The following is a 22967-nucleotide window of genomic DNA, read 5'->3' as shown; positions in this document are numbered from 1 at the left end:
AGATTTTAGTTAATAGTTAGTATTTATTTGCGTTTTTGAATACAAATGCGATTTGGGAGGGAATGTCACCAGTTACTTGTTCGAAAAGCAAGGAATCAGCTTTTAGGTTATAGCCGTATAGTTTTCCTAGAGAAACATAATCTCCTGCATCTGTGATGTAAATGTTTCCTGTATATGGATCTACTGCCAGGCTATAGGGTATTTTGATCTTGTCTACTAATTCTTGGGAAATAAAGGGCTGGGAGAGGAGTTCCCTGGTTTGGGTATTGATCATCGCATAGTCAACTTTAAAATCTCCCAGAGAATAGTCAAATGCTGAACCGATTACATAAGCAGTATCTCCACATATAGTAAGGTTGGAACAAGGGATGTCAAAATTGTCAATTACTTGATCTAGTTGCGTGTCGATGACATATAGGTTGGAAGGTGTATTGTAATAATCACCCCTTGAGCTGACATAAATATTACCTTTTCCATCTGCTTTCACTCGGTGCAGGTTGATGGCAACTTCTATCGTTTTGATGATCTTAAATGAATCCAGGTCAATGACTGAAATGGTGCTTTCATACTGGGGAGGACTATAACCACCAGAATTGGCGATGTAAAGTTTACCATTGGAAACAGCCATTTCTTCAGGCTGTCGGCCTACCTCTATTTTGTTTATTAGGTCAAAATTGCTTGTGTCATATTTGGCTATGAAGCCATTTGGCCTATCATTCCCTAAAGAAACCTCACCATCATAGGCACTCACATAGACAAATCCTCCATCAAAAGTTACGTAGCGACCATTCTTCACTTCCAAAACGGCTATACGTTCTGTAGTCTCAGCATCCATCACTTCCACTTTATTGGAGGCATTGATTACAGCATAAAGTTTGGAGCCATATAGGCCTAAATCATTGCCTACATCTCCTAAGCCAAGCTTTGAGCTTGGGTTTGCTGTGCCATATAAATTCCTGGTATATAGCCCTGTTTGGTAATCATAATAATCCAATGATGCCTTGTTCATGTTCATATTGCCTTCATTAAGCAGATAAAATCCGGCAATATTTGAGGCTTCTTGCTCAGGTAGCTTGTCCTCGTCAGGCAAAGGAATAAAATCATCTTCCCTACAACTCGATAGAGTGGATAGAATAAGTAGGAATAAGAGGTAGCAAAATGAGTTTTTCATGGTTTAAAAGGAGATATTGAATTTTAGTCGATAGTTTCTTCCTGGCATTGGAAAGTTTAAAACCACATCGTAATACTGGTTAAATAGGTTGTTGGTCTCCAATCCCATGGCGTATTGATGCTTGCCAAAATGATTTTTCCAGGTTAATCCCAGGTCGCTGGTATACCAGGGTTGGACATAGTTGACAGGTAAATTTGCCTTTTGGCTAAAGCGTTCACCTGTATAGATGAAGCTGAAATTGGCTTGCCAGTGCTGATAGCTGGCTGATGAGGTAAATGTTCCACTATGAACTGGCGTATAAGGAATCTGGTCTCCATACACTGTGTTGCTGGCCGTAATATCTATTGCCTTCTGGAAGGTGTAACCCATTCCTATTTCGAGTGATACGTTTGCTATTTCTTTAATGCCACGTAGGTTGGTTTCAAGTCCTTTAATTTCTACCTCATTCAGGTTCATCATTGTCCACCGAAAGAGATTGGCAGATGGCATGGCCACAATTTTGTCTTTAACTCGGTTGTAATACGCATCTATCTGAATGGAGAATGCGTCTAAAATGAGGTTGGGCTTGACCTGCAATGTGCTGCCTAAATTGTATTGTGTTGTGAACTCCGGCCTTAAAAAGGTGTTTCCTACGAAAGTGTAATAGCGGTCATTGAAGGTAGGCATTCGAAAAGACTCTTTGTAAAAGGCCCTAATGCGGAAATTCTCATTTAAGGTAAAAGGCTGATAGGAAACTGATATTACTGGGTTGAAAACTTGTTGGTCGCTTCCTTTTTGGTAAAACTTTACCTTATCCTTTACATAAGCAGCTAAAAGGTTTGCTTGTATTTCTAATCTGTCTCGATGTATGGCGCTGGATACCGCGAAGTAATAAGAAGATCTGCTAGGATAAGTGAATCGGTATAGGTTGGCATCCAGGGTATTGAAGGAATAGTCTGCAGCGATGGACACATCCCACCAAGAGTTTAGCATGTATTGATTGACTAGAGAGGTGTAGAATTCCTTTTGATTATATCGATTGTCCAGTGCACCTTCAATCGTTTGATAGTTAGGGTCTATGTACCGATTGTAATCACTGCTGTACTTCATATTGACCATCAGCTCATGTTTGTCAAAAAATGATTTGTGCAACATGCCCTGCACAAAGAAATTCTTGTCCCAAAGACGCTGATAATGACTAAAAATATTGGCAACGATGGCTCCAGGAAGTCCCCGCTCTGATTCGTAATAATAGCCTTTTAGTGATGCTTTTCCTCCTGATTTGAAAGCCTGATGAATTGTGATTTCTGCCCTGAAGGATTCGATATCTCCGTTTTGTCGGGTAGCAGTGGTGTCGTAGCCATTCTCTTTTTGGTACCGGTATTTATATTTCCCATTGGCGGTAATGTATGCTGTGTTGAAGGACACAGAAAGCCCTTCATTAATCCGGCGCTGATAAAGCAGGGATGGGTTGACCAAGCCAAAAGATCCTGTTTTGAATGAAAGTTTCGCATGCTCTTTTTCGCCCGATTCAAACACTGGGATTTTACTCTGCATGAACAGTGTGTTAGAGGCAAAGAAACCTAGAGCTGGCTGGAATATATTGGACTTTTGACCATTGAAAAGTTCTAAAGCCTCAATATTGTCCAAAGAGAATTTACCCAAATCTACCTGCCCATTTTGAGCATTTTTGATGACCACACCATCGTAGAAAACGCTGGTATGTGCAGATCCCATACTTCGGACGTTGATGGTTTTCAGCCCTCCTATTCCTCCATAATCCTTTAACTGAACTCCTGAGAAATACCTGATGGCATCAGCTACTGAAAAACTATTTAGTTTTTCCAGATCTTTACCTCTAAGTGCCTGTACCGGCATTGGAGAGCGAAAACGGGATTGGTATCTTTCAGATTCGACAGTTATCCCTTCAATATCGAAAACGGAGGTTGTATCCCTTGGGGGGAAATATTTTTTGCCATACTTTTCCTGTGCTTGGCATAGGCAAGCAAAAAAGAGTAAAGCGCACAAAAGAAGAATCGCCTCCTGCTTCGGAAGCCATTTGTAAATGATCATTAAAACTATTTGTCTAAAGGCAAATAGCTTTCAACGAAACCAACTGAAATCAAAATCTTGCGTTGCAAGACGAATTTGTTTTCAAGCTTCAATCCCCGAAAGCTTTCAATTAAATCCGGATTCTGCAATAGATTGTCTATCGCATATTTCGGATTACAAATCGTATTGGCAAGTATTCTGACTTACTCACTATTTTCCGACCTTCCCCTCTGATTATACAGAAAGTGATCATTAAAATTTGGAAATAGCTTAATGAGATTACAGCTGCGGGACAGTTCCGGATTCACACCGGATTCCAATTTAATTTCTCTAGGACAATATCCAGGAGGAAACCATTACGGCGGCGAAGATAGGATTCTATTTTCGATAAAAAAATTTCTTTTTTGAATAAAAAATGCTTGAAGGGCAAATCCTTGATTAAGGTTCCATTTTAGGAAGGGTGTCGCTCGCAGCTTATTGGATGAGGATTCCTTAGCATTTATCTTAAATGGTTACTTTTTGACCAAGTGTTTTGTACTTTAAACTAAAGTATTGTATTTATTGACGACACTTTTCAATGATGGTTTGGTTTTTTTTCCCTAGCTTAAAAGATTAGAAAATTACGAAAGGTAAATTTTGAGGACAAAGGGTGAATTAGTAGGGGTTATTGGCTTGGTAGGATTGGTGTTTTAAGCCTTAGTTTAATTGTTTGAAACCAAATCGATAGCGCAGTTTATACCACATTTTGCTAAGTCTAGAAGTTGGCCTTCCTAAATATAGGGGGGATATGAGCTGAAATGCATAACGCTAGCGTAATAGTTGGTTTTAATAAGAAATTACTAATGTTTATTGTGTTGATTAGAATGTATTTATATGCCTCTATTTGATTTTAAGACTGTTTTTTTTAGTTATATTATAGTTAATATCATTAATTTAGGATTAATTGTCTCTTTATATTTTCAGGTAAAAAAGCGGTTCCCTGATATTTCTTTAGTATTGCTTAGTTTTTCAATGCTTACACTTGGAAATATTTCAATATTTTTGCGAGGTAATATTCCTGATTGGCTATCTATACCTGTGGCCAATACCTTAATCGTTTCTTCTACTGTTGTATTATTAATTGGATTAGAGAAATTTGTCAAGTTAAAAGGACCCCAAATTCAAAATTATTTATTGATACTTGTTTTTTTTCTTGGACACGTTTATTTCAGTTTTTTTCATCCCGATTTATACATTAGAAAAATAAATTTTGCATTGGCTTTTTTGCTAATTAGTTTTCAAGTTGCTTATTTAATGTTAAAAAGGACTCCGGTAGCTATGCGAGAGGTAACTCGGCCAGTTGGGTATGTATTTATAGGGGTCTTTTGTGTTCAGGTTTTGCACATTATATACATCATTCAGAATCAACCAGACCTTGCAGGCTATTTAGATTCAACAGGTTCAGAATCTTTATTTTTAATGGCATGGGAGGTCATAATTATATCTCTGACTTATAGTATTTTCCTGATGTATAATAAACGCTTGATGAATGATGTTAATGAGCAGGAGGAGAAATTTTCAAAAGCATTTCATAAAGCTCCTTTTATAATTATTTTATCTAAACTTAAGGATGGAGAAATTTTCGAAGTAAATAAAAATGTCCAATCAATTTCTGGCTTTCAACCTTATGAATTAATTGGTTTAAAATCAGTTGATTTAAATATTTGGAATCAAAATGAAGACCGATTAAAATTCACCTCAGATTTAACCTCAAAAGGTATAATAGTAGAAAAAGAATATTTGTTTCGTAAAAAATCAGGGGAATTATTCTATGGTCTAATCTCAGCCGAAATCATCGAAATAAATAATGTGAATTGTGTTGTGTCTGTAATAAATGACATTACGAATAGAAAGCAAGCAGAGTTTAATCTTCGAAAAAGTGAAGCTTCTTTAAGAGAATTAAATTCAACAAAAGACAAGTTTTTCTCAATTATCGCACATGACTTAAAAAGTCCATTCAATGGCATTATGGGTTTAAGTGAAATCCTAAGTGAACAAGTTAGGGAGAGAGATTATGAAGGAATTGATACTTATGCTGCCATTATAAATGATTCTTCAAAACATGCCATGACATTATTGTCAAACTTGATGGAATGGTCAAGGTCTCAAACTGGCCGAATAGCGTTCAATCCAGAAACAGTTGACCTTGTTAAAATGATTCAATTGACCATTGAATTGTTGAGAACTTCATCCGAGGAAAAAGCAATTGGGATAAGTTTAAATGCACCATTAAAACTTGTTCTATACGCCGATAAAGCAATGATAGAAACTGTATTGCGAAATTTTATATCCAATGCCATAAAATTTACTTCTTTTAAAGGGAAAGTAATTATTGCAGTTGAAGAAACAGAGCTTGAATATTTATTGTCTGTTACTGACAGTGGTGTTGGGATTGACAAAGATAATATTAAAAAATTATTTAGAATTGACAATTCCTATTCCACATTAGGAACTAACGACGAAAAAGGAACAGGTTTGGGGCTCATTCTATGTAAGGAATTTATCGAAAAACACAAAGGGAAAGTAGGCTTGGAAAGCGAACCTGGCGTTGGAAGTAGGTTCTATTTTACTTTACCCAAAAACAGAGATAATGCAACTCAGAAATCCAATATAGCTGTTAATTAGCTGTATATTAAGTGATTTCAAAAGAGAAAATAGAATGGCTTTTACCTAATTGAATTTGAATAAAATTAATCCTCTGAAAGCCGGACTTTAAGGTTGCCTATACTATTTTCCAGCGTCCAGGCAGGTATTCGGATTTCTATTCGTTTCAGGTTTTCCATGGTTTTGTCAATTTCTAACGGCGGTGGATCAAGAGAAATAACAGACAGACTGTATTTATCAGTATTTAGAATTCGGAGATGAAGTGTTTTACCATCCTGCTTTAATAGGGCACCATTTTTCTCCAGGCTAACCTCAGCTTGTGTCATCATTCCCCAGGTGATACTTTTGGTCTTTTCATTGGTCTCGAAAGTATCCTCGATGAGTAGCGATCGGTCCGTGTCTTTGGTGAATTTCCGTTTTACAGTGTTGATATTGTCAAAGTACAAGTTGGTCAGGTCTATGCTTACTTCAGGCAGGTCCTGGTCTTTGAAATCTATGATCGGAGCAAAGCCTTTTACATTGAAATCTTCATCATTCACCGTGATGGTACTATGTCCCTGATTGTTTTTGGTGAGCAGGGTCCATCTTGGACAATCCTGGCAGTGGCCAGCAAGGTTAAAGCCTATTTTATTGAGCAGATAATACCTTTGATTGCCTGGATCGACTACCCAACGTACACCATTTAGGTCAAATACAAAGGTACCTGCATCCATATTTCCATGACTCAATTGGGCTTTTCCGCCTTTCATCCCAGCAAAATAACCCGAGTCGCCCCTAAAAATAGCGATAGGGTTAGTACCTTTTCCAAGCCAGTTTTGGGTTATTTCCCCAGTGTTTTTCGGATCCATCTGGGAAAGCCAAACCAGTCCAAGACCTGCAAACCTTCCTGCCTCTTTTGGGTTTTGAAAAAAGGACTGGTCAAAATACAAAGCATCACCCGTTTTTGCACCAAACCAGGACAACAAGAGGGCAACACCTCCATTGTATTTGTCACCTGAATCTGCAAAATTGAAATAGTTACCTGATGGGGCAGTGGCGTTTAGTAAGAATTCGGCACTTTTCATAAACCCGGGACTTTCTGAAATCCCAAAATCTGAACCAAGTGCAGTATGTAGCGTGTTTGAAGCAATGATCGTATAACTTGTCCCATAACCCCAATAGGAAGGGCCTTCGGGATATACGCCATCTGGGGCATATTCTTTCAATGAATTGGGGAGTTTTTCCAGGGCCCTGGAAATGGTTTTTGCAGCCAGTTCAGGCTCAATATCCGCTACAGCTAAAGATGCGGCAATCATGCCTCCATGACAAACAGCATTCCAATTGTTATGGCCATTGATCCAAAACATTCTTTCCCCATCTTCATTGAAGCTGGGTATTATTCCTTTTTCAATCAGTGCTTTCTTAGCCAGGCTGACTGTCGTCTTTGGTAAATCCTCTCCAGCCCAGTCTAGCGCCAACGCTACGCCAAAGGACATTTCCGCAATATCAAGAAAGTGCTGTGGGTTCCAATCAGAAAAGGCACAGACCGCCTTCAACTCCTCTTCTATTCGTTGCAATATTTCTGGCTGGCGTTCAATTCTGTATACCATGGCAAGTGTACTCATTCTTTGTATCAGCTTTCTGGAAACAAACAAAAGCCGAAACCCTTCGAGCTCTCTTTTTAAGAGGGGTTGGTCAAGAATGTCATTGGCTTCCTTTTGCAGGTACTGGTAATAGGATTGCATCAGAGGATCTGATTGTAATTTCTTTTTCAGAGTCCGCTCGATAGCAGGGGTAAGGATTAGTTTAGGCGACGTCCTTTTTAGATTTCTTCTTAAATAGGCAGCGGTGATCGGATTCTCCAATTTCACCTTGGTAGTTGTTGCCAGGGTTTGTGCCTGATTGTCAGATAAAAAACCTGTTACAATAAATGAAGCCAACAACAATAAAAAGCTAACTATTTGGTGAGTGCGCATGGGGTTTAAGTTATCGGATTTAGGTTTATTATTTCCTTGGTTTTTTGAAGCTTTTGTTTACAATCATTCACAATTCCATCCTTAACCATGGTTTTGTGGAGTCAATATAAATAAAATATTATAATTGGATCCGTTTGCCCTGAATTGAGGTTAAAAGGTAAATGGTTTCTTACCGTAATGGAAGGCCAATTGCCTTACCTATTATTAAAACATTATAAAATTCAATACAATGTCAATAACCCGGTAAAATGTATATTATTAAATAAGGAGAGTTAAAGCAATCTTGTAAACTATAGTCTAATTTTCCCCTAATGTTTTAGCATAATTTTAAAATCACCCGAATTTTATATGATTCTCATATTAGTCGTGTGGTTGGGTAAAAACTAAACTTAAAATTTAATTTTCTTTTTCTTGCTAATTATCACATTAACCTTTAGCTTTAATAAGTTCTATTTTTAATTCGCTTAATTTAATTTTAAGAGTATTAAACCTTTTATTCAATATACTGACTCAAAATTGGTTGATTTGGTTAAACACGATAACCGGGATGCCTTTAAAGCCATTTACAACAAATATTGGCAGAGTTTATATCGTTATGGTAGTCGAATTATCCAATGCAACCAAGAGTTGGAAGACATTATTCAAGAATTATTTGTCTCTTTGTGGATAAATAGAAAGAACTTAGAAATCAAAACCTCACTTTCTAGCTACCTTTATAAAGCCTTAAAGTATAAAATAATCAATTTTATTGAACACAATTTGGTGAAGGATAATTACCTATATTCCTTGAATAGTAAAGTTTTAGAATGCGAAGGGAGTTTATCGGTTGAAGCGAAGGATTTAGAGAAATGGATTACTATTGGCATCAATGATTTATCACCTAAAGTGAAACAAGTTTTTAAACTTAGTAGGGAGGAACACTTGTCAATAAGGGAAATTTCTTTAAAATTAAATGTTTCTGACCAAACGGTTAAAAATCAAATTAGTAAAGCCCTTAAGGATCTCAAAATTCATCTTAGCAGAATTTATGTGTAATTTTTAACATTAATTGATTTTTAACATTTAAAATTTTCACAACTTACTTTTTTGGTTAAAAATATTCAATAAAATGGACTATTTATAGTAATTAATTGTACTTTTTATATAAAATTTAATACTTAAATAAAATGTTTTTTTAGTATTAGTACCATCGGTTCATTTAACTGACATATTGTTGATATACCAAAGGTTACCTGAGGGGTTTGATATAATCTATTCCATTGAAAGAGGAAGAAGCAAGGAGCTTATTAAGAAGATACCGTCTTGGAAAATGTACTGAGAAAGAAGTGAGCATTATTGAATTATGGTTACTGTCTTCGAGTATAAAAAATGCCAGTCAAATGGACCAAAATCAATTGTTAGATGATGGATATAAAATGCTATGTAAAATTGAATATGAAATTTATTTAATAGAGGGAAAAAATTTGGAATCTATAAAAACATCTCCTCTTTCAAAGGTAAAACGTATTTTATTGAATTGTTTTCTAAAGATTAGAGGTTTTTTTTAATTTCTATTGTGTCCTATATTATTTTTTTTAATAGTTAAAAGGATAATAAAACCCAATCTTTTTCAAGCATAGGAAAACAAATGAAAAGGCATTACCTGGCTAATGGTGGCAAAGTAAAGTCAAAAGAATATAGTGGGTTTGAATACATTTAAAATTTAAAAATTAGAACGAATGCTACTATCTTATTTGGTTTTTTTTCTTTTCTAAATGGTTACTTAGGTCTCGTATAGCATTTAAATTATAAAATTAAATCAATCCATTTAACTTAAATATAAAATATGAAGAAAACCTAAGCAATTCCCTCTCGGTCCCATAACCTTTCAATTTCAAAAGCGAGGGAGAAATCTGTTTTATTATTAACATAACCCAAAAATTTATGAAAAATGAACCATGTAGATTATTAGTACTTGGTAAAGTGGTAACAAGAGGATCAATATTTCAATTGGTTGTGATGTTATTATTTTCAAGTCTAACCCTAGCTAGTAACGGCAATTCCAAAGATTTGCTGGATCAAAAGGTTAGTGTTGAAGTTAAAGATCAGACACTGAAAGAGATAATTAATAGTATTGAGCATTTGGCCAATGTTAAATTTGCCTACAATCCAAGTGAAATTGGGGAAGGAGGCAGGTTAAATTTTCAGGTAAAGAATGAAAAATTGGGCACTGTCCTGAATAAATTATTGGCTCCTAAATTCATTGACTATGAAGTAATTGGGAATCTAATTTTTTTGAAACCAAAATTTCCTACTGATAAAATAAAAGTACTGCTTGATGTTTCGGGAACTGTTACTTCTTCAGATGGGGAAACTCTACCGGGAGTCACCGTATTGGTAAAGGGCTCCTCTATTGGAACAGTCACTAATGTCGAGGGTAAATACGTATTAAACGTTCCCAATGAAAATGATGTGTTGGTGTTTTCTTCCATAGGCTATGTTACCCAAGAAATAACAGTGAGTGGCAAATCCATAATTGATGTATCTATGGTCGAAGATATGGAGAATTTGGAAGAGGTAGTGGTAGTAGGATTTGGGGAGCAGAAAAAGGTGAATTTAACTGGTGCCATTTCGTCGGTAGAATCAGATGTTTTGACTTCTATTACCTCTTCTGATTTAAGTAATTCCTTAACAGGACGCTTGCCTGGATTGAGGGTGATGCAAATCGGAGGTGAGCCTGGACAATATGACAATAGTATAGATATACGAGGATGGGGAAATATGCTAGTGGTGGTCGATGGAATCCCGCGGGAAGATTTTCAAAGAGTTGATCCAAGTACCATCGCAAGTGTTACCGTATTAAAAGATGCTTCCGCAGCAGTTTATGGAGTGAAAGCTGCCAATGGGGTCATGTTAATTACGACCAAAAAAGGTCAGGCAGGAAAAATGGAGATCAATATCAACTCTTCCTACGGCACACAGCAAATGACTGAATTCCCCAAGGCCATTCGGAACTCTATTGATAACCTGATTTTAAAGAATGAAGCAGCTTTGGTTGCAGGTAATCCATTGCCCTATCCTGATTGGGAGAAATATACCGGAGAGGATCCTGATTTTCCAAGCGTAGATTATTGGGGGTTGGTAATGAGAGAAAACTCCCCTTTGTCAAGAAACAATATTTCTTTTAATGGGGGAAACGATAAAGTAACCTATTTTATGTCAGTAGGAAGCATGCATCAGGCTGATGTGTGGAAGCAACTAGACAAATCAAATAAATCTGGCTATGACCGGTACAATTTTACCGCCAACGTTTCCGCAGAAGTCTATAAAAATTTGACAGCCAATTTTATCATAAAAGGTATGATTGACGACAGAAATCAACCTTATGAAACCAGAAATGGTGTAGTTTTTCGACAAAATTGGATGGAACCGGCATACTCACCGATTTATGCCAATAATAACCCTGATTATTATTATGATGGTCTTGCAGATAGAAATCCCCTGGCAATCATTGATGCTGACCTTACAGGTTATAGAAAATTTAGTAATAAGCGATATGAGTCTACTGTCTCATTGGTGTATAAAGTACCATCAATAGAAGGACTTCAAATAAAAGGGCTTTTTGCATATGATATGAAATACAGTTCGAGCAAACAATTCAGGAAGGCCTATAGCGAGTATAAATACAATAGTGAAACAGATGAGTACGTGATTACGGGAATCAATAACCCAACAAATTTGGAAATGGCGTTTGATGAGACCATTTACATGCAAACGCAATTATCGCTGAACTATAAGAAATCCTTTTTCGATGATAAGCATGGAATAGAAGCATTGTTATTAGGAGAGCGAAGGAGCGGATCTGGAACCTTATTTAGTGCCCAAAGGAATTATGCCTTAAATGTTTTGGAGCAGCTGGATGCAGGCCTTACTGAGAACCAGTTGGCCTTTGGTAGAGATAAGGTCTTGGATGGAAATCTGGGGCTTGTTGGCAGATTGAATTATGATTACAATACCAAATACCTGGCAGAATTCAGTTTTCGTTATGACGGTTCTTCTTTGTTCCCAGAAACCAGCAGGTGGGGTTTTTTCCCTGCCTTTTCATTGGGTTGGCGAATAAATGAGGAAGCATTTTTTGAAAATAACATTAGCGCATTTGATAACCTTAAGTTGAGAATTTCCCATGGGGTAATGGGGGATGATTCATTTGCCAATGGTTTTGAATACCTGGAAGGATACCTTTATCCATCCGGCGCTTATATTTTCGACGGGGCCTCTTTAACTGCTGGTGCTGCTCCAAAAGGCTTAAATAATCCTTATATCACCTGGTACACCGCTACTACTTCAAATATCGGTTTGGATGGTAATTTGTGGAGAGGCTTGTTGGATTTTCAATTCGATTTTTTCCAAAGGAAAAGAGAAGGACTTCTGGCCAACCGGGCTGTTGCTGTTCCCAAAATATTTGGAACAGAATTGCCTCAGGAAAATCTGGAAAGTGATCTAAGTCGTGGTTTGGAGGTAGTAATCGGTCATTCCAATCAAATTAACGGATTCAATTACAGCGTCCGTGGAAATTTTACTTATACCCGTGTGAAATGGTTACATAAAGAAGCTGCATTAGCTGGAAACTCCTATTTAAATTGGCGAAATCGATCAGAAGACCGCTGGAAAAATATGAGATGGGGATATGGATTTGAGGGTCAATTTCAAAATCAGGAAGAAATTAACAATTCACCCGTTCAAAATGCCAATGGCCATTCTGGATTGTTTCCAGGAGATGTACGTTATGAAGATTGGAATGAGGATGGAATGATCAGCGATTTAGATCAATATCCAATAGGAAGAGACAATAATCCTGAAATTTTTTATGGGTTGGACTTATCTGGGGGTTGGAAAGGATTTACTTTAAGTATATTCTTTCAGGGAGCTACCAATTATTCTTTTTTACCAACAGGACAACTTAGAGGTCCATTGGTATGGGGAAGAAATTCCTCAGAAATATTCCTTGACCGATGGCATCACCAGGACCCACTGGATTTTGATAGCCCTTGGGTTCCTGGAAGATTCCCAATTTCCCGTGATAATTTTGGCTATCCTCCAAATCAACTGACTTCAGAATACATTGTTCAGGATGTCACCTATTTGAGGATAAAGAATATTGAGGTAGGATATGCGCTTCCGATTGAATGGGTAAATAAAGTTAAAGCCCAGCAAATAAAAATTTATGGCAATGCGATGAATGTATATACCTGGAAAGGTAAAGACGTTCTTTTTGATCCAGAGCATAGGCTGGATGGATCTGAAGCCCAAGGAGGCTATAAATATCCCTTGATGGCAAATTTTAATGCAGGGCTAAACATAACCTTTTAAAGATAATCTGATGAATAAAATATATCAATACCTAGCAAGTTCAATAATTGCCTGCATGTTACTATTGGGTACTGCTTGTGATCAGGAGTTTCTAAATAGCGATCCAGTCGATATTTTGAAGGAAGAAACGATTTTAACAGATAAAACAGCCTTTGAATCGCATCTGGCTTTTTTATACACCCAAATGGCGTTTGAAAGAATTGGAATATGGCTATCCTACAATACCGATGAGATGGTCAATTGCTTTTCCGGCCAAAATACTGCTTCACTCGATGGTCCAATGACCTTTACCTCCAACACAGAAGTGTACGACTGGTGGGAAAATGGGTACAAGTTGGTCCGGAATTTAAACAATATTATAGGTAAATTTCCCGAATCTACAGCATTTTCAGGAAGTGAGAAGGAACAGGTTTTTGGAGAGCTAAGGTTTATGCGTGCTTATGCCTATTATAAGCTGGCTCGAGGATACGGTGGCGTACCTCTCGTCAAGGAGGTATTAACCCTTCCGGAATCTGGCGATCCTTCGGGGCTGTACATGGCAAGGGATAAAGAGGCAGATGTGTTCAGTTTTATTGAATCTGAGATGACGGAAGCCATTGCCGTCATGTCCACCGTTCCAGGTGAATTTCGCCTAAACAAATGGTCTGCCCTTGCCTTTAAATCCAGGGCAATGGTGCATGCCGCCAGTATTGCCACATATGGGGAACTGCAGTTAGATGAAACCAACGGGATACCAAGCTCTGAAGCCGACTTTTATTGGACATCTGCAAGGGACGCCGCCAAAGAAGTAATGGATAGCGGGTTATTTGAATTGTATGATTACGATGAAGACAAGGCGTTGAATTTCCATAATTTGTTTTTTGATGAGTCTGGCACCAATAAAGAACGGATCTTTGTTACCGCCTATAAATGGCCTATCAGAGGACACAATATAGACAGGAATACGGCTCCTTTTAGTCATAGAAGTGGAGAAGGCTATGGCTCTTACTTTTGCCCCACCCTTGATATGGTAGAGAGTTTTGAATATGAAGATTCGAAAGATGGGTCCTTAAAAATGACTGCCTCAGATGGCACGCCAATAGTTTATAATGATCCGGCGGATCTCTTTGAAGGGAAGGATGCTAGGTTTTTTGCTTCAGTCCTTTTTCCAGGTTCGCCCTGGAAAGGAACTACACTTAAGATTTACGGTAATGTAATAGAAGGCGGGGAATTAAAATCCGGATTTGGAGCAGATGGAATTGCTCAACCTGAAGCTACTTCTACAGGATTCTTATTGTCTAAATGGTCCGACCCAGCACCTCCCAGACCCATTGCTGGCTCTTCTTCAGAAGTTGACCGGATATGTATAAGGTATGCTGAGGTTTTGATGAATTATGCTGAAGCCGAGCTGGAATTGAACAATGAGCCGGAGGCTAGGAAATATGTGAATAGGATCCGACAAAGGGCTGGGATCCCCGAATACCAGCAGCCAATAACGATCGAAGATTACAGGCAAGAACGGAAGGTTGAATTTGCATTTGAAGGGAACCGTTACTGGGACATGAAAAGATGGAGAATATTCCATGAGGTAGTTTTTAATAGCGATACTTATGGTGTCTGGCCTGTATATAACCTGGACAATGATACGTATACATTTTCTAAAAAAGCATTGCCTGCGGAAAAGTTTACCAGGACCTATACACCCAATATGTATTACTATAAAATAGCCACAGGTATAATTGAAACCAATTCCCTACTCATTCAAAATCCGGGGTATTAATACTATTCATTAACCTATAAACAAGAATATTATGCGTCAAAATACAATAATTTCATTGATAGGAATTTGTCTAATTCTCTCTTCCTGTGAATTAGACAATTACGCTATGCCGGATAAAATACTGGAGGGAATGGTAATAGATAAATTGACTGGTGAAACAATTCAAACCAGACAACCTGACGGAATTAAAATCCGATTGATGGAAGAGGGGTATACCAACCCTGTTCCATATGACTTCTGGACCAAATCTGATGGTACTTTTAAAAATACCAAAATATTTTCGGCAAAATATAAAGCCTTGACTTTAGAAGGACCATTTGAACAATCCAGTGTTGTGGAAGTGGATTTAGATTTGACAAAAAATCAGAACATTACTTTTGAGGTAGAACCTTTCGCCAGATTAATGGATGTAAGTATTTCCAAAAACGGAGCAGGAATCAAAGCAACGTACCAAATTTCCCAAACCAATCCAGAAAGGAAAATATTAAGAAGTATGTTGATTTGTGCTGATTCTCCCATTATCCACCAAACGACCACCAATAAATTGTCTTCTGCTGAAAATGAACTGGAAAGCTTAGAAAATACGAATATTTATAATATGACCTTTGAGGATGAGATACCTAATCTTGAACCTGGAAGAACCTATTATGCCCGAGTGGCCGTAATGACTGATAATTCCTTAAATAGGTTTAACTATTCTCCTATAATAGAAATTAATTTTTAATAAGGATTAATTCTGAGTTTAGAAAGTAAGGTAAAGGTCTCATTGTCGCTTATTTATGAAGAAGTTTTGTCGGTAGTGTTGGCTGTTTTTGCAACACTACCGACAAACATTGGGATTATATTTTCAACTTTGTATGAGGCCGGCTAAGACTATAATGGTTTTAGCTTAATGTAAGTTTATATGCGCCTAAAATTCAAAGAATAGGTATAAATACAATTGGATTACTGTAAATTCAACCATTCAAATAATCATTTGTCCACTCAAATAAGGTTGTAAAACCTGCTGATGTTGGATTATTTTAGGTAAAAGGCTTATTTTCTGTTAACTTTCTGAAAATCTTATACCCAATATTTTTATGGAAAGTCCTATTCCCAATAATGAATTCAACAGACTTTTAGAATTGGCCGATTATGATTTGGATAATCAGAAATTGGAAAGTCAATTAAAGGAACTTACCAAATTGGCAGCAAAGGTTGCTGGTACCGATATTTCTCTGGTTAATATCATCGACAATTTTACGCAATGGAGTGTGGCCAGTGAAGGGTTCCCCGTAATGCAGCTACCAAGAGAGGAATCTGTCTGTCAATATACTATCATGGAGAATCATTCGCTTGAGATCAAAGATCTATCTAAAGATGATCGGTTTAAAAATAAAAAATATGTAACCGAAAATCCCAAATTGCGGTATTATTGGGGAGTACCATTAACTACTGAAAATGGGTTTAATCTAGGTGCGCTGTGTGTTCTGGATACTAAAACCAAAATTATTAGCCCTGAAAAAGTTGACTTACTGGAAATAATTGCTGCCGAGATCATGAACAGGATAAAAATCATGAAATCTGTAACCTATTTACAATCAGCGGCCAGGAATGCAGAAGAGAAGCAACAGCAAGTAGCACATGATATCAGAGGCCCCATAGGAGGAATCATTGGCTTGGCGCAGATAATTAAAGAACAAGGAGACAATAATCGCTTGGCCGATGTTTTGGAATTTATCAAAGTAATACAAAGCAGTAGTCAATCCTTATTGGAATTAGCAGACCAGATATTGACCTCACATGCTGGAAAACTGGCTCCCACATTAAATCCTGAGAGTGAATATAACCTCTTGATTTTAAAGGAGAAGTTAAAAAACCTCTATGACATACAAGGTGATCAAAAAAATGTTGAATTAAGCGTTGAGATTTCTGATGACAATAAGGAAATTGCATTTCCAAAAGCCAAATTACTTCAAATATTGGGTAACCTGATTTCCAATGCCATTAAGTTTACTCCTGCAATGGGCAAAGTATCCGTCCAATTGAATCTAATTGAAAAGAGCCTACAAAAAGAATTATTGGTAATTGTAGAAGATACAGGGGCTGGAATGAATTCTGGACAAATTGAAGAAATCATGAATGGAGATGGTAAAACTACTCAGGGAACCTCTGGGGAAAAAGGGTATGGCTTCGGATTACCTTTGGTAAAACACCTAATTGACGGGATGGGTGGTTCTTTAAAAATTGATTCTTCTTTGGGAGAATATTCAAAGTTTGAGGTTAGGCTACCTGTCTAAGGATGAGAGTCAAAGTGTAGAAAAAAAACTTTTAGGCGGTTAAAAAAAAAACAGCATAAATAACTTCTGATTAGAGGTTATTTATGCTGTTGGTCTATGTATTAATTGAATGCTCCTTTGAAGCCTTCCATTTTCTGGTCTACCTGAGTGTCCACCATAAAGGAAAGCTTTACTTTATCCCATCCAAATGTAACTTTTGCTACTTTATTGTCTTCTGCTGAAATGCTGTAATTCAGTCTTTCCTGAGACTCGGTTGAAGTCGAAGGGCTTACTTTTATTGAAACTGCATCATCCTTAGCTAAGGCGGCAGCATTTACTTTTCCATCCTGAATATAGGCGTAGATTGCGTTGCCTTTACTATTTAGATGAATGGTCCAATCACCAGACTGCGCTGGTGTAATGAAAACAGAGTATTTACCCGCATTTATCGCTTTTCCCCCAATGTTTACGGCAGTGCTGAATTCAATGGTAGTAGGTGCATTGGCACCTGCTCTCCATGGGGTGCCATAAGGAACAAGGTCTCCAAATATTGTTCTTCCCTTAACCGCAGGGGAGGAATATTCGATACTAATTTTAGTAAAGCCAACATTTTGTGATACAAAGCTTGCAGGACTAGGTGCTGGCGTTTGAAGCTGGGCATGAGATTGGTAAGTGGCTGAAAAAACCATTAAAATGGTAAGAGTCATTGCCAAAAGAAGATATTTCGAATTTTTCATAAAATTGGGTTTTTTGAGCTTTAAAAGGGGAAAGATACAAAAGGCTTATGAAAATTCAGCTTTTTTATTTAATGAATTTCATAACATTATTAAAATCTGCCAAGAAAACCGATGTGAAAAATTATTGTAGATCCTTGAATTTCAAATGCTATATTAGCAACCATGTAACCATGCTGTATGGTTTAATATTTAATACCTATTTATCAAGATAGTATTGAAGGGGATACTTTAGGGGTGGAAAAGGATAGGTGGTTTTTCTTATTTTTTATTTTTAGGTACGTATTGGAGAAATCCTTGTAACAACTTGCACTGATGTAGTTTCAATAAAGTTTGTGACTTTTGTTAGAAATGCCTTTTTTTAGAGATATTTTTTTTTAAGCTTAAGGCAATTCTTTACAACTTTGACAGGTAATTTCAATGATGTTTTGGTTTTTTTTTCCTAGCTTAAAATATTAAACGATAATAATTAAGCTAATTTAGGAAGAACTATTTATATCGGACAGCTTCCGGATTAAGCTGGATTCTTTTAATATAGTATATTGGTATTGGGGCGCAATAGGAGCTAACTGTTAATAAACTAAGGCGTTATAAATAATTTGATTGCCATAGAATTCAGCGGAGTTACTAAGCTAATGGAGAATAATTGAATGGTGGAAGGGGAAATAGTGAATTCAAGAATTGTAATTAATGGTTGATTTTTATTTAATTAAAGTTACTATTGGGCAGAATCTATAATATGAAGAATAAGCTGACACGCCAAGAATTAGAGAATCAGATTGTCGAGCTCAAACATAAATATGAGCTTCTCCGATCACATATTTCATTGCAAAACGAAGAAGTAAAACCAGAAATAGAATCTTCAATTTTTAATGAAAGTGAAGGAATTAATGGGAAATACACAGAATCTATCTTTAACAATATGGGTGATTCGGTCTTTGTTAAAGATGAGCACAGTAGGTTGATTTTGGTAAATGATGCATTTTGTAAAATGTTTAAGCTTCCCAGAAATGAAATAATTGGCAAAACGCTGGCTGATCATGTGCCTTTAAATGAGCGTGAAAGTTTTCTAAAAATTGATAATGAAGTACTTCACGATGGAAATGAAAATATAAATGAGGAGTCGCTGACATTAGGAGACGAAGTACGTATTATTTCTACTCGAAAATCGAGATTTATTGATGCCAACGGAAAAAAGTTTCTCGTCGGAGTAATTCGTGATATTTCCGACCGTAAAAAAGCAGAAGTGGCTGTGAAAGAAAGTGAGGCCCGATTTAGAGAACTTAATGCCACCAAAGATAAATTATTTTCAATTATAGCCCATGACATACGCAGCCCTTTTAGTAATATAATAGGCCTTTCGGATTTACTCCATATTAACATACATGAAACGGATGATAAAAATGCTGAAAAATATATAACTATTATAAATTCAACCGCTAAAAGCACACTGATATTACTTGATAACCTCCTAAATTGGGCAAAATCTCAAACCGGAGAACTTAGTTTCTGGCCAGAAAGAATTGTTTTTCCAGAAGTTATCCATGAATTAGTAGGTCATGAAAAGTCACTTGCCAATGCAAAAAACATATCCTTAAATTATAGTCAAGTAGACCAGATTGAGTTATTTACTGATGAAAATATTTTAAAAACTGTATTGAGAAATCTAATTTCAAATGCCATTAAATTCACCAACTTCGGAGGTGAAATTGATATTTTGACAACATTGAAGGGAGACGTGGTTGAAATCTCTATTTCGGACAATGGTGTTGGAATAAGCAAAGAAACAATGGATAGGCTTTTTGATATTTCTACTAATATAACATCTCTTGGGACTGCGAATGAAAAAGGTTCTGGCTTAGGTTTGGTTCTTTGCAAAGAATTTGTAGAAAGACTAGGAGGGAATATTTGGGCTGAAAGTGTAGTAGGAAAAGGTAGTAATTTTACATTTAATCTGCCATTGCGTTATCAAAATGATACTGAATAAGTAGTGCCAAAATTTATAAACATACCCTAAGCCTAAAATCACCTATCCTTGTTATTATTTTCAAATTTTAGTTGGTATAATTTAAAAAAGGTGAAATGTTAACTTATCTTTTTTAGGTCTCTTCTCGTTAGCCTTGTTGATTTTCTAAACATCAGAACGAAGTGAGATTTTACGCTTATTTATTTCTTGGGAGATTAAAATAAAAAAAAAAATATGTCAATAACAAAAGAGGCTGACCTAATTGGAATGAAAAAAATTAGCGAAGTAGTTGGAACTACACTTAAGCTAATGATAGAATACGCCAAAATTGGTATGTCGACCAAAGAGTTAGACACTTATGGTGGTGAAATTATGAAAAGCTTTGGAGCAAAATCTGCCCCATATGAAACGTATAAATTCCCGGGTTACACTTGTATTAGTGTAAACAATGAAGCTGCTCACGGTATACCTTCTGTAAATAAAATACTGGCAGAAGGTGATTTGATTAATGTCGATGTTTCTGCGGAACTAAATGGTTTTTGGTCAGATAATGGTGCCTCATTTGTGATAGGAAAGGACCTTCACAAGCATCAACCGCTAGTAGATGCCTCCAAAAACATTTTATGTAAAGCGATCAACAGTATTAAGGGAGGGGTGAAAATTGCTGATATTGGCTATTTAATAGAAATGGAAGCGAGGAAATCAGGCTTTAAAGTAATCAAAAACTTGGCCGGACATGGAGTGGGAAGAAGTTTGCATGAGGCACCTGAAAACATTCTAAATTATAGGGTTAGAAGCAATAAAGATCGGTTTAAGAAAAACACTACTGTAGCAATTGAGACCTTTATTTCAACAAAATCTACTTATGCTGTCGAATTAATGGACGGGTGGACGTTGGTAGGAAACAAAGGTGGGTATGTTACCCAACACGAACAAACAATTCTTATTACAGATAATGCCCCTATAATCCTTACAGCATCCAATGGGCTTTGGGATTAATATTGAACATGTCGCCCCTATTGAGCAAATGATAAAGCACTTGTGAAATGCGATTGCTGCCAATTAATTAAATCAATAAAATAAGAGGTTTAAAACTTACCAAAATAATAGATGTCAATATGAATACAGTAAAATGGCTACCCATTTTTTTGCTTATTTTTTTACTGTTATTTGTGCATAAAACAAATGCCCAAGAGGACTTATTAGGAACCCTGAAGTCTCCAGTAATTTTTGCAGGAAACGATTCAGTGGCCTACAGAGACCCTGCTGTTTTATTTCATGAGGACACCTTCTATTTGTTTTACACGATAGTTAAGTCTGAAAATGGGCTTATTTATTCTTATACGGCCACTAGCAATTCTAAGGATTTAAAAAACTGGAGTCAAGATAAAATCATTACGCCCAAAGGGCAGCATTTAAATTATTGTAGCCCAGGTAATGTGATCCGATTTAAAGATGAATGGATCCTTAGCCTACAGACCTATCCCAGACCCGGATTGGGTGATAAAGATCCAGTCATGTATGGAACTCCTGATGCCAGGATTTTTATTATGCGTAGCAAGGACCTGGAAAATTGGAGCGAGCCTGAATTATTAAAAGTAAAAGGGCCAAATGTAAATGAAGCGGACATGGGAAGAATGATCGATCCATACCTGGTGGAAGACAAAGATGAAAAAGGAAAGTGGTGGTGCTTCTACAAGCAGAATGGTGTGAGTATGTCCTATAGCTATGATTTAAAAAACTGGACCTATTGTTGTCATACCAAATCCGGTGAAAATGTTACAGTCCTTACTGAAAATGAGGAGTACCTTTTGTTCCATTCTCCCCACAATGGCATTGGCATTAAACGTTCCACCAATCTAACAGACTGGGAAGATTGGGGTGATTTAATGGTATTCGGTCAAGAGGATTGGGATTGGGCAAAAGGTAGAATTTCTGCAGGTACGGTTATTAATCTCACTAAAAATCCAAAGGTTGGGAAATACCTTATGTTTTTTCATGGGTCAGGTCCGAAAACCGAGGAGGAAGGGGATTTTGATAGAAATGCATCTTTAGGTATAGGTTGGAGCAATGACTTAATTAATTGGGATTGGCCTGGGAAATCCTCCAATTGAACTTCAAGTCTTTATTATTGTAGGAGATGGTTAACGCCTTATATTGGTAGCTATTCAATACCGAAATTTTTGGCAGAATTTAAGAAAAAAATCAGGATAATTTTAAGTCGAAATCAATGCAGGCATCAAGAAGAAAATTCTTTACAAAACTCGGGTTAACCGGGTTGACGGGATTAAGTTTTACGAGTATTCTTACAGCAGCCAATCAGAAAAGAAGTCCTCGAAAAAATAAAAATTGGAAAGGATTGACGATACTATTTCAAGGGGACTCAATTACTGACGGCGCACGTACTAGAAACAAGGACTGGAACCACATAATGGGACATGGCTATGCCTATCTGATTGCAAGTCGGCTTTGGTTTGAATACCCCGAGGAAGATTTAATGTTTTACAATAGAGGCATTAGTGGAAATAAGGTAAAGGACCTGCTTGACCGCTGGCAAGAGGATACCATTGACCTTAAGCCTGATGTGCTTAGTATTTTGATTGGTGTAAATGATGTGGCTAGAATTATTTCTAATGAATATTCCATAGAAGAGTGGGAGGAGAACTACAAAAAGCTTCTAAATAAAACAAAAACCGAACTCCCCAATACTACCCTTATTCTATGTGAACCATTCTTATTGATTGATGATTGGCCAAAAGAAAAAACAGTGGTTTGGGAGTCAATAATTTCCAAAATGCAAGTAATGGTCCGTCAGTTGGCCAAAGACTATAATACCATCCATGTTGACATACAAGAACCATTCAATCTATCCCTTCAAAAAGCGCCAGCTAAATATTGGGTTTGGGATGGGGTTCATCCAATGCCTGCCGGTCATGAATTAATTGCCCGTCTTTGGGTAAAAGAGGCAAGTAAAAAGTTGGATTTTATAGGGAAGTAATTACAAACTGGACCATATTTTTTATATAAAATGCTTTGTTTCTTGTAAAGCCTAAGACTTCATATTCCCTAGAGCCTGATTTTGGAGTAATTTCATCACTTAA

Annotated in this window: 15 protein-coding genes and 1 riboswitch; of the genes, 11 read left to right on the top strand and 4 right to left on the bottom strand. The window is 36.8% G+C overall.

Translation table 11 applies throughout. The features are described 5' to 3' along the window. Window positions 1–16: 16 nt before the first annotated feature. Together AC0L7T_RS16985 and AC0L7T_RS16980 are read right to left on the bottom strand one after the other, a co-directional pair. Window positions 17–1171, bottom strand: a complete 1155-nt coding sequence (locus AC0L7T_RS16985) for a YncE family protein (RefSeq protein ID WP_473336844.1) — start codon at window positions 1169–1171, stop codon at window positions 17–19. A gap of 3 nt (window positions 1172–1174) precedes the next feature. Continuing rightward, a complete protein-coding gene (locus AC0L7T_RS16980) occupies window positions 1175–3223 on the bottom strand; it encodes a TonB-dependent receptor (RefSeq protein WP_473336841.1) in 2049 nt (682 codons plus the stop codon). Between the two features lie 150 nt (window positions 3224–3373). Further along, a riboswitch (cobalamin riboswitch) is annotated at window positions 3374–3575 on the bottom strand. A 500-nt stretch (window positions 3576–4075) separates the two neighbouring features. Here AC0L7T_RS16980 and AC0L7T_RS16975 point away from each other — a divergent pair. Beyond that, the gene (locus AC0L7T_RS16975; protein ID WP_473336839.1) at window positions 4076–5866 is read left to right on the top strand and encodes a sensor histidine kinase; all 1791 of its coding nucleotides are present in this window, start codon (window positions 4076–4078) and stop codon (window positions 5864–5866) included. A gap of 65 nt (window positions 5867–5931) precedes the next feature. On the opposite strand, the gene AC0L7T_RS16970 is transcribed toward AC0L7T_RS16975, so the two are convergent. After that, the gene (locus AC0L7T_RS16970) at window positions 5932–7800 is read right to left on the bottom strand and encodes a heparinase II/III domain-containing protein (RefSeq protein ID WP_473336838.1); all 1869 of its coding nucleotides are present in this window, start codon (window positions 7798–7800) and stop codon (window positions 5932–5934) included. Between the two features lie 516 nt (window positions 7801–8316). On the opposite strand from AC0L7T_RS16970, the gene AC0L7T_RS16965 reads away from it, so the two are divergent. The 6 genes from AC0L7T_RS16965 to AC0L7T_RS16940 all read left to right on the top strand — a co-directional run bounded on the left by AC0L7T_RS16965 (window position 8317) and on the right by AC0L7T_RS16940 (window position 17187). Next, complete coding sequence (locus AC0L7T_RS16965) at window positions 8317–8835, top strand: RNA polymerase sigma-70 factor (RefSeq protein WP_473336836.1); 519 nt, start codon at window positions 8317–8319, stop codon at window positions 8833–8835. Between the two features lie 224 nt (window positions 8836–9059). Then, on the top strand, window positions 9060–9347 hold the full coding sequence (locus tag AC0L7T_RS16960) for a hypothetical protein (protein ID WP_473336834.1): 288 nt from the start codon (window positions 9060–9062) through the stop codon (window positions 9345–9347). 376 nt (window positions 9348–9723) lie between these two features. Beyond that, window positions 9724–13149, top strand: coding sequence for a SusC/RagA family TonB-linked outer membrane protein (locus tag AC0L7T_RS16955; RefSeq protein ID WP_473336832.1), 3426 nt, complete (start codon window positions 9724–9726; stop codon window positions 13147–13149). Between the two features lie 10 nt (window positions 13150–13159). Further along, window positions 13160–14908: a RagB/SusD family nutrient uptake outer membrane protein gene (locus tag AC0L7T_RS16950; protein ID WP_473336829.1), complete on the top strand. Its 1749-nt coding sequence runs from the start codon at window positions 13160–13162 to the stop codon at window positions 14906–14908. Between the two features lie 31 nt (window positions 14909–14939). Next, window positions 14940–15632, top strand: a complete 693-nt coding sequence (locus tag AC0L7T_RS16945; protein ID WP_473336827.1) for a DUF3823 domain-containing protein — start codon at window positions 14940–14942, stop codon at window positions 15630–15632. Between the two features lie 355 nt (window positions 15633–15987). Further along, complete coding sequence (locus AC0L7T_RS16940) at window positions 15988–17187, top strand: GAF domain-containing sensor histidine kinase (RefSeq protein ID WP_473336824.1); 1200 nt, start codon at window positions 15988–15990, stop codon at window positions 17185–17187. Between the two features lie 101 nt (window positions 17188–17288). Here AC0L7T_RS16940 and AC0L7T_RS16935 read toward each other — a convergent pair whose 3' ends face one another. Beyond that, window positions 17289–17903 carry a DUF2911 domain-containing protein gene (locus tag AC0L7T_RS16935; protein WP_473336822.1) on the bottom strand — a complete coding sequence of 205 codons (615 nt, stop codon included), beginning with the start codon at window positions 17901–17903 and terminating at the stop codon, window positions 17289–17291. Between the two features lie 736 nt (window positions 17904–18639). Between AC0L7T_RS16935 and AC0L7T_RS16930 the strand changes: the two genes are divergently transcribed. The 4 genes from AC0L7T_RS16930 to AC0L7T_RS16915 all read left to right on the top strand — a co-directional run bounded on the left by AC0L7T_RS16930 (window position 18640) and on the right by AC0L7T_RS16915 (window position 22864). After that, the gene (locus AC0L7T_RS16930) at window positions 18640–19887 is read left to right on the top strand and encodes a PAS domain-containing sensor histidine kinase (RefSeq protein WP_473336819.1); all 1248 of its coding nucleotides are present in this window, start codon (window positions 18640–18642) and stop codon (window positions 19885–19887) included. A gap of 213 nt (window positions 19888–20100) precedes the next feature. Continuing rightward, window positions 20101–20865: a type I methionyl aminopeptidase gene (gene map / locus AC0L7T_RS16925; RefSeq protein WP_473336817.1), complete on the top strand. Its 765-nt coding sequence runs from the start codon at window positions 20101–20103 to the stop codon at window positions 20863–20865. A gap of 119 nt (window positions 20866–20984) precedes the next feature. After that, window positions 20985–21980: a hypothetical protein gene (locus AC0L7T_RS16920; RefSeq protein WP_473336815.1), complete on the top strand. Its 996-nt coding sequence runs from the start codon at window positions 20985–20987 to the stop codon at window positions 21978–21980. 116 nt (window positions 21981–22096) lie between these two features. Continuing rightward, window positions 22097–22864 (top strand): SGNH/GDSL hydrolase family protein, encoded by a 768-nt coding sequence (locus tag AC0L7T_RS16915; protein ID WP_473336813.1) that lies wholly within the window; start codon window positions 22097–22099, stop codon window positions 22862–22864. Window positions 22865–22967: the final 103 nt, after the last annotated feature.

Source organism: Cyclobacterium sp. 10D3-21, from assembly GCF_055809755.1.
The sequence above is the reverse complement of the archived record's forward strand: the minus strand, read 5'-3'. Positions and strand labels throughout refer to the sequence as shown.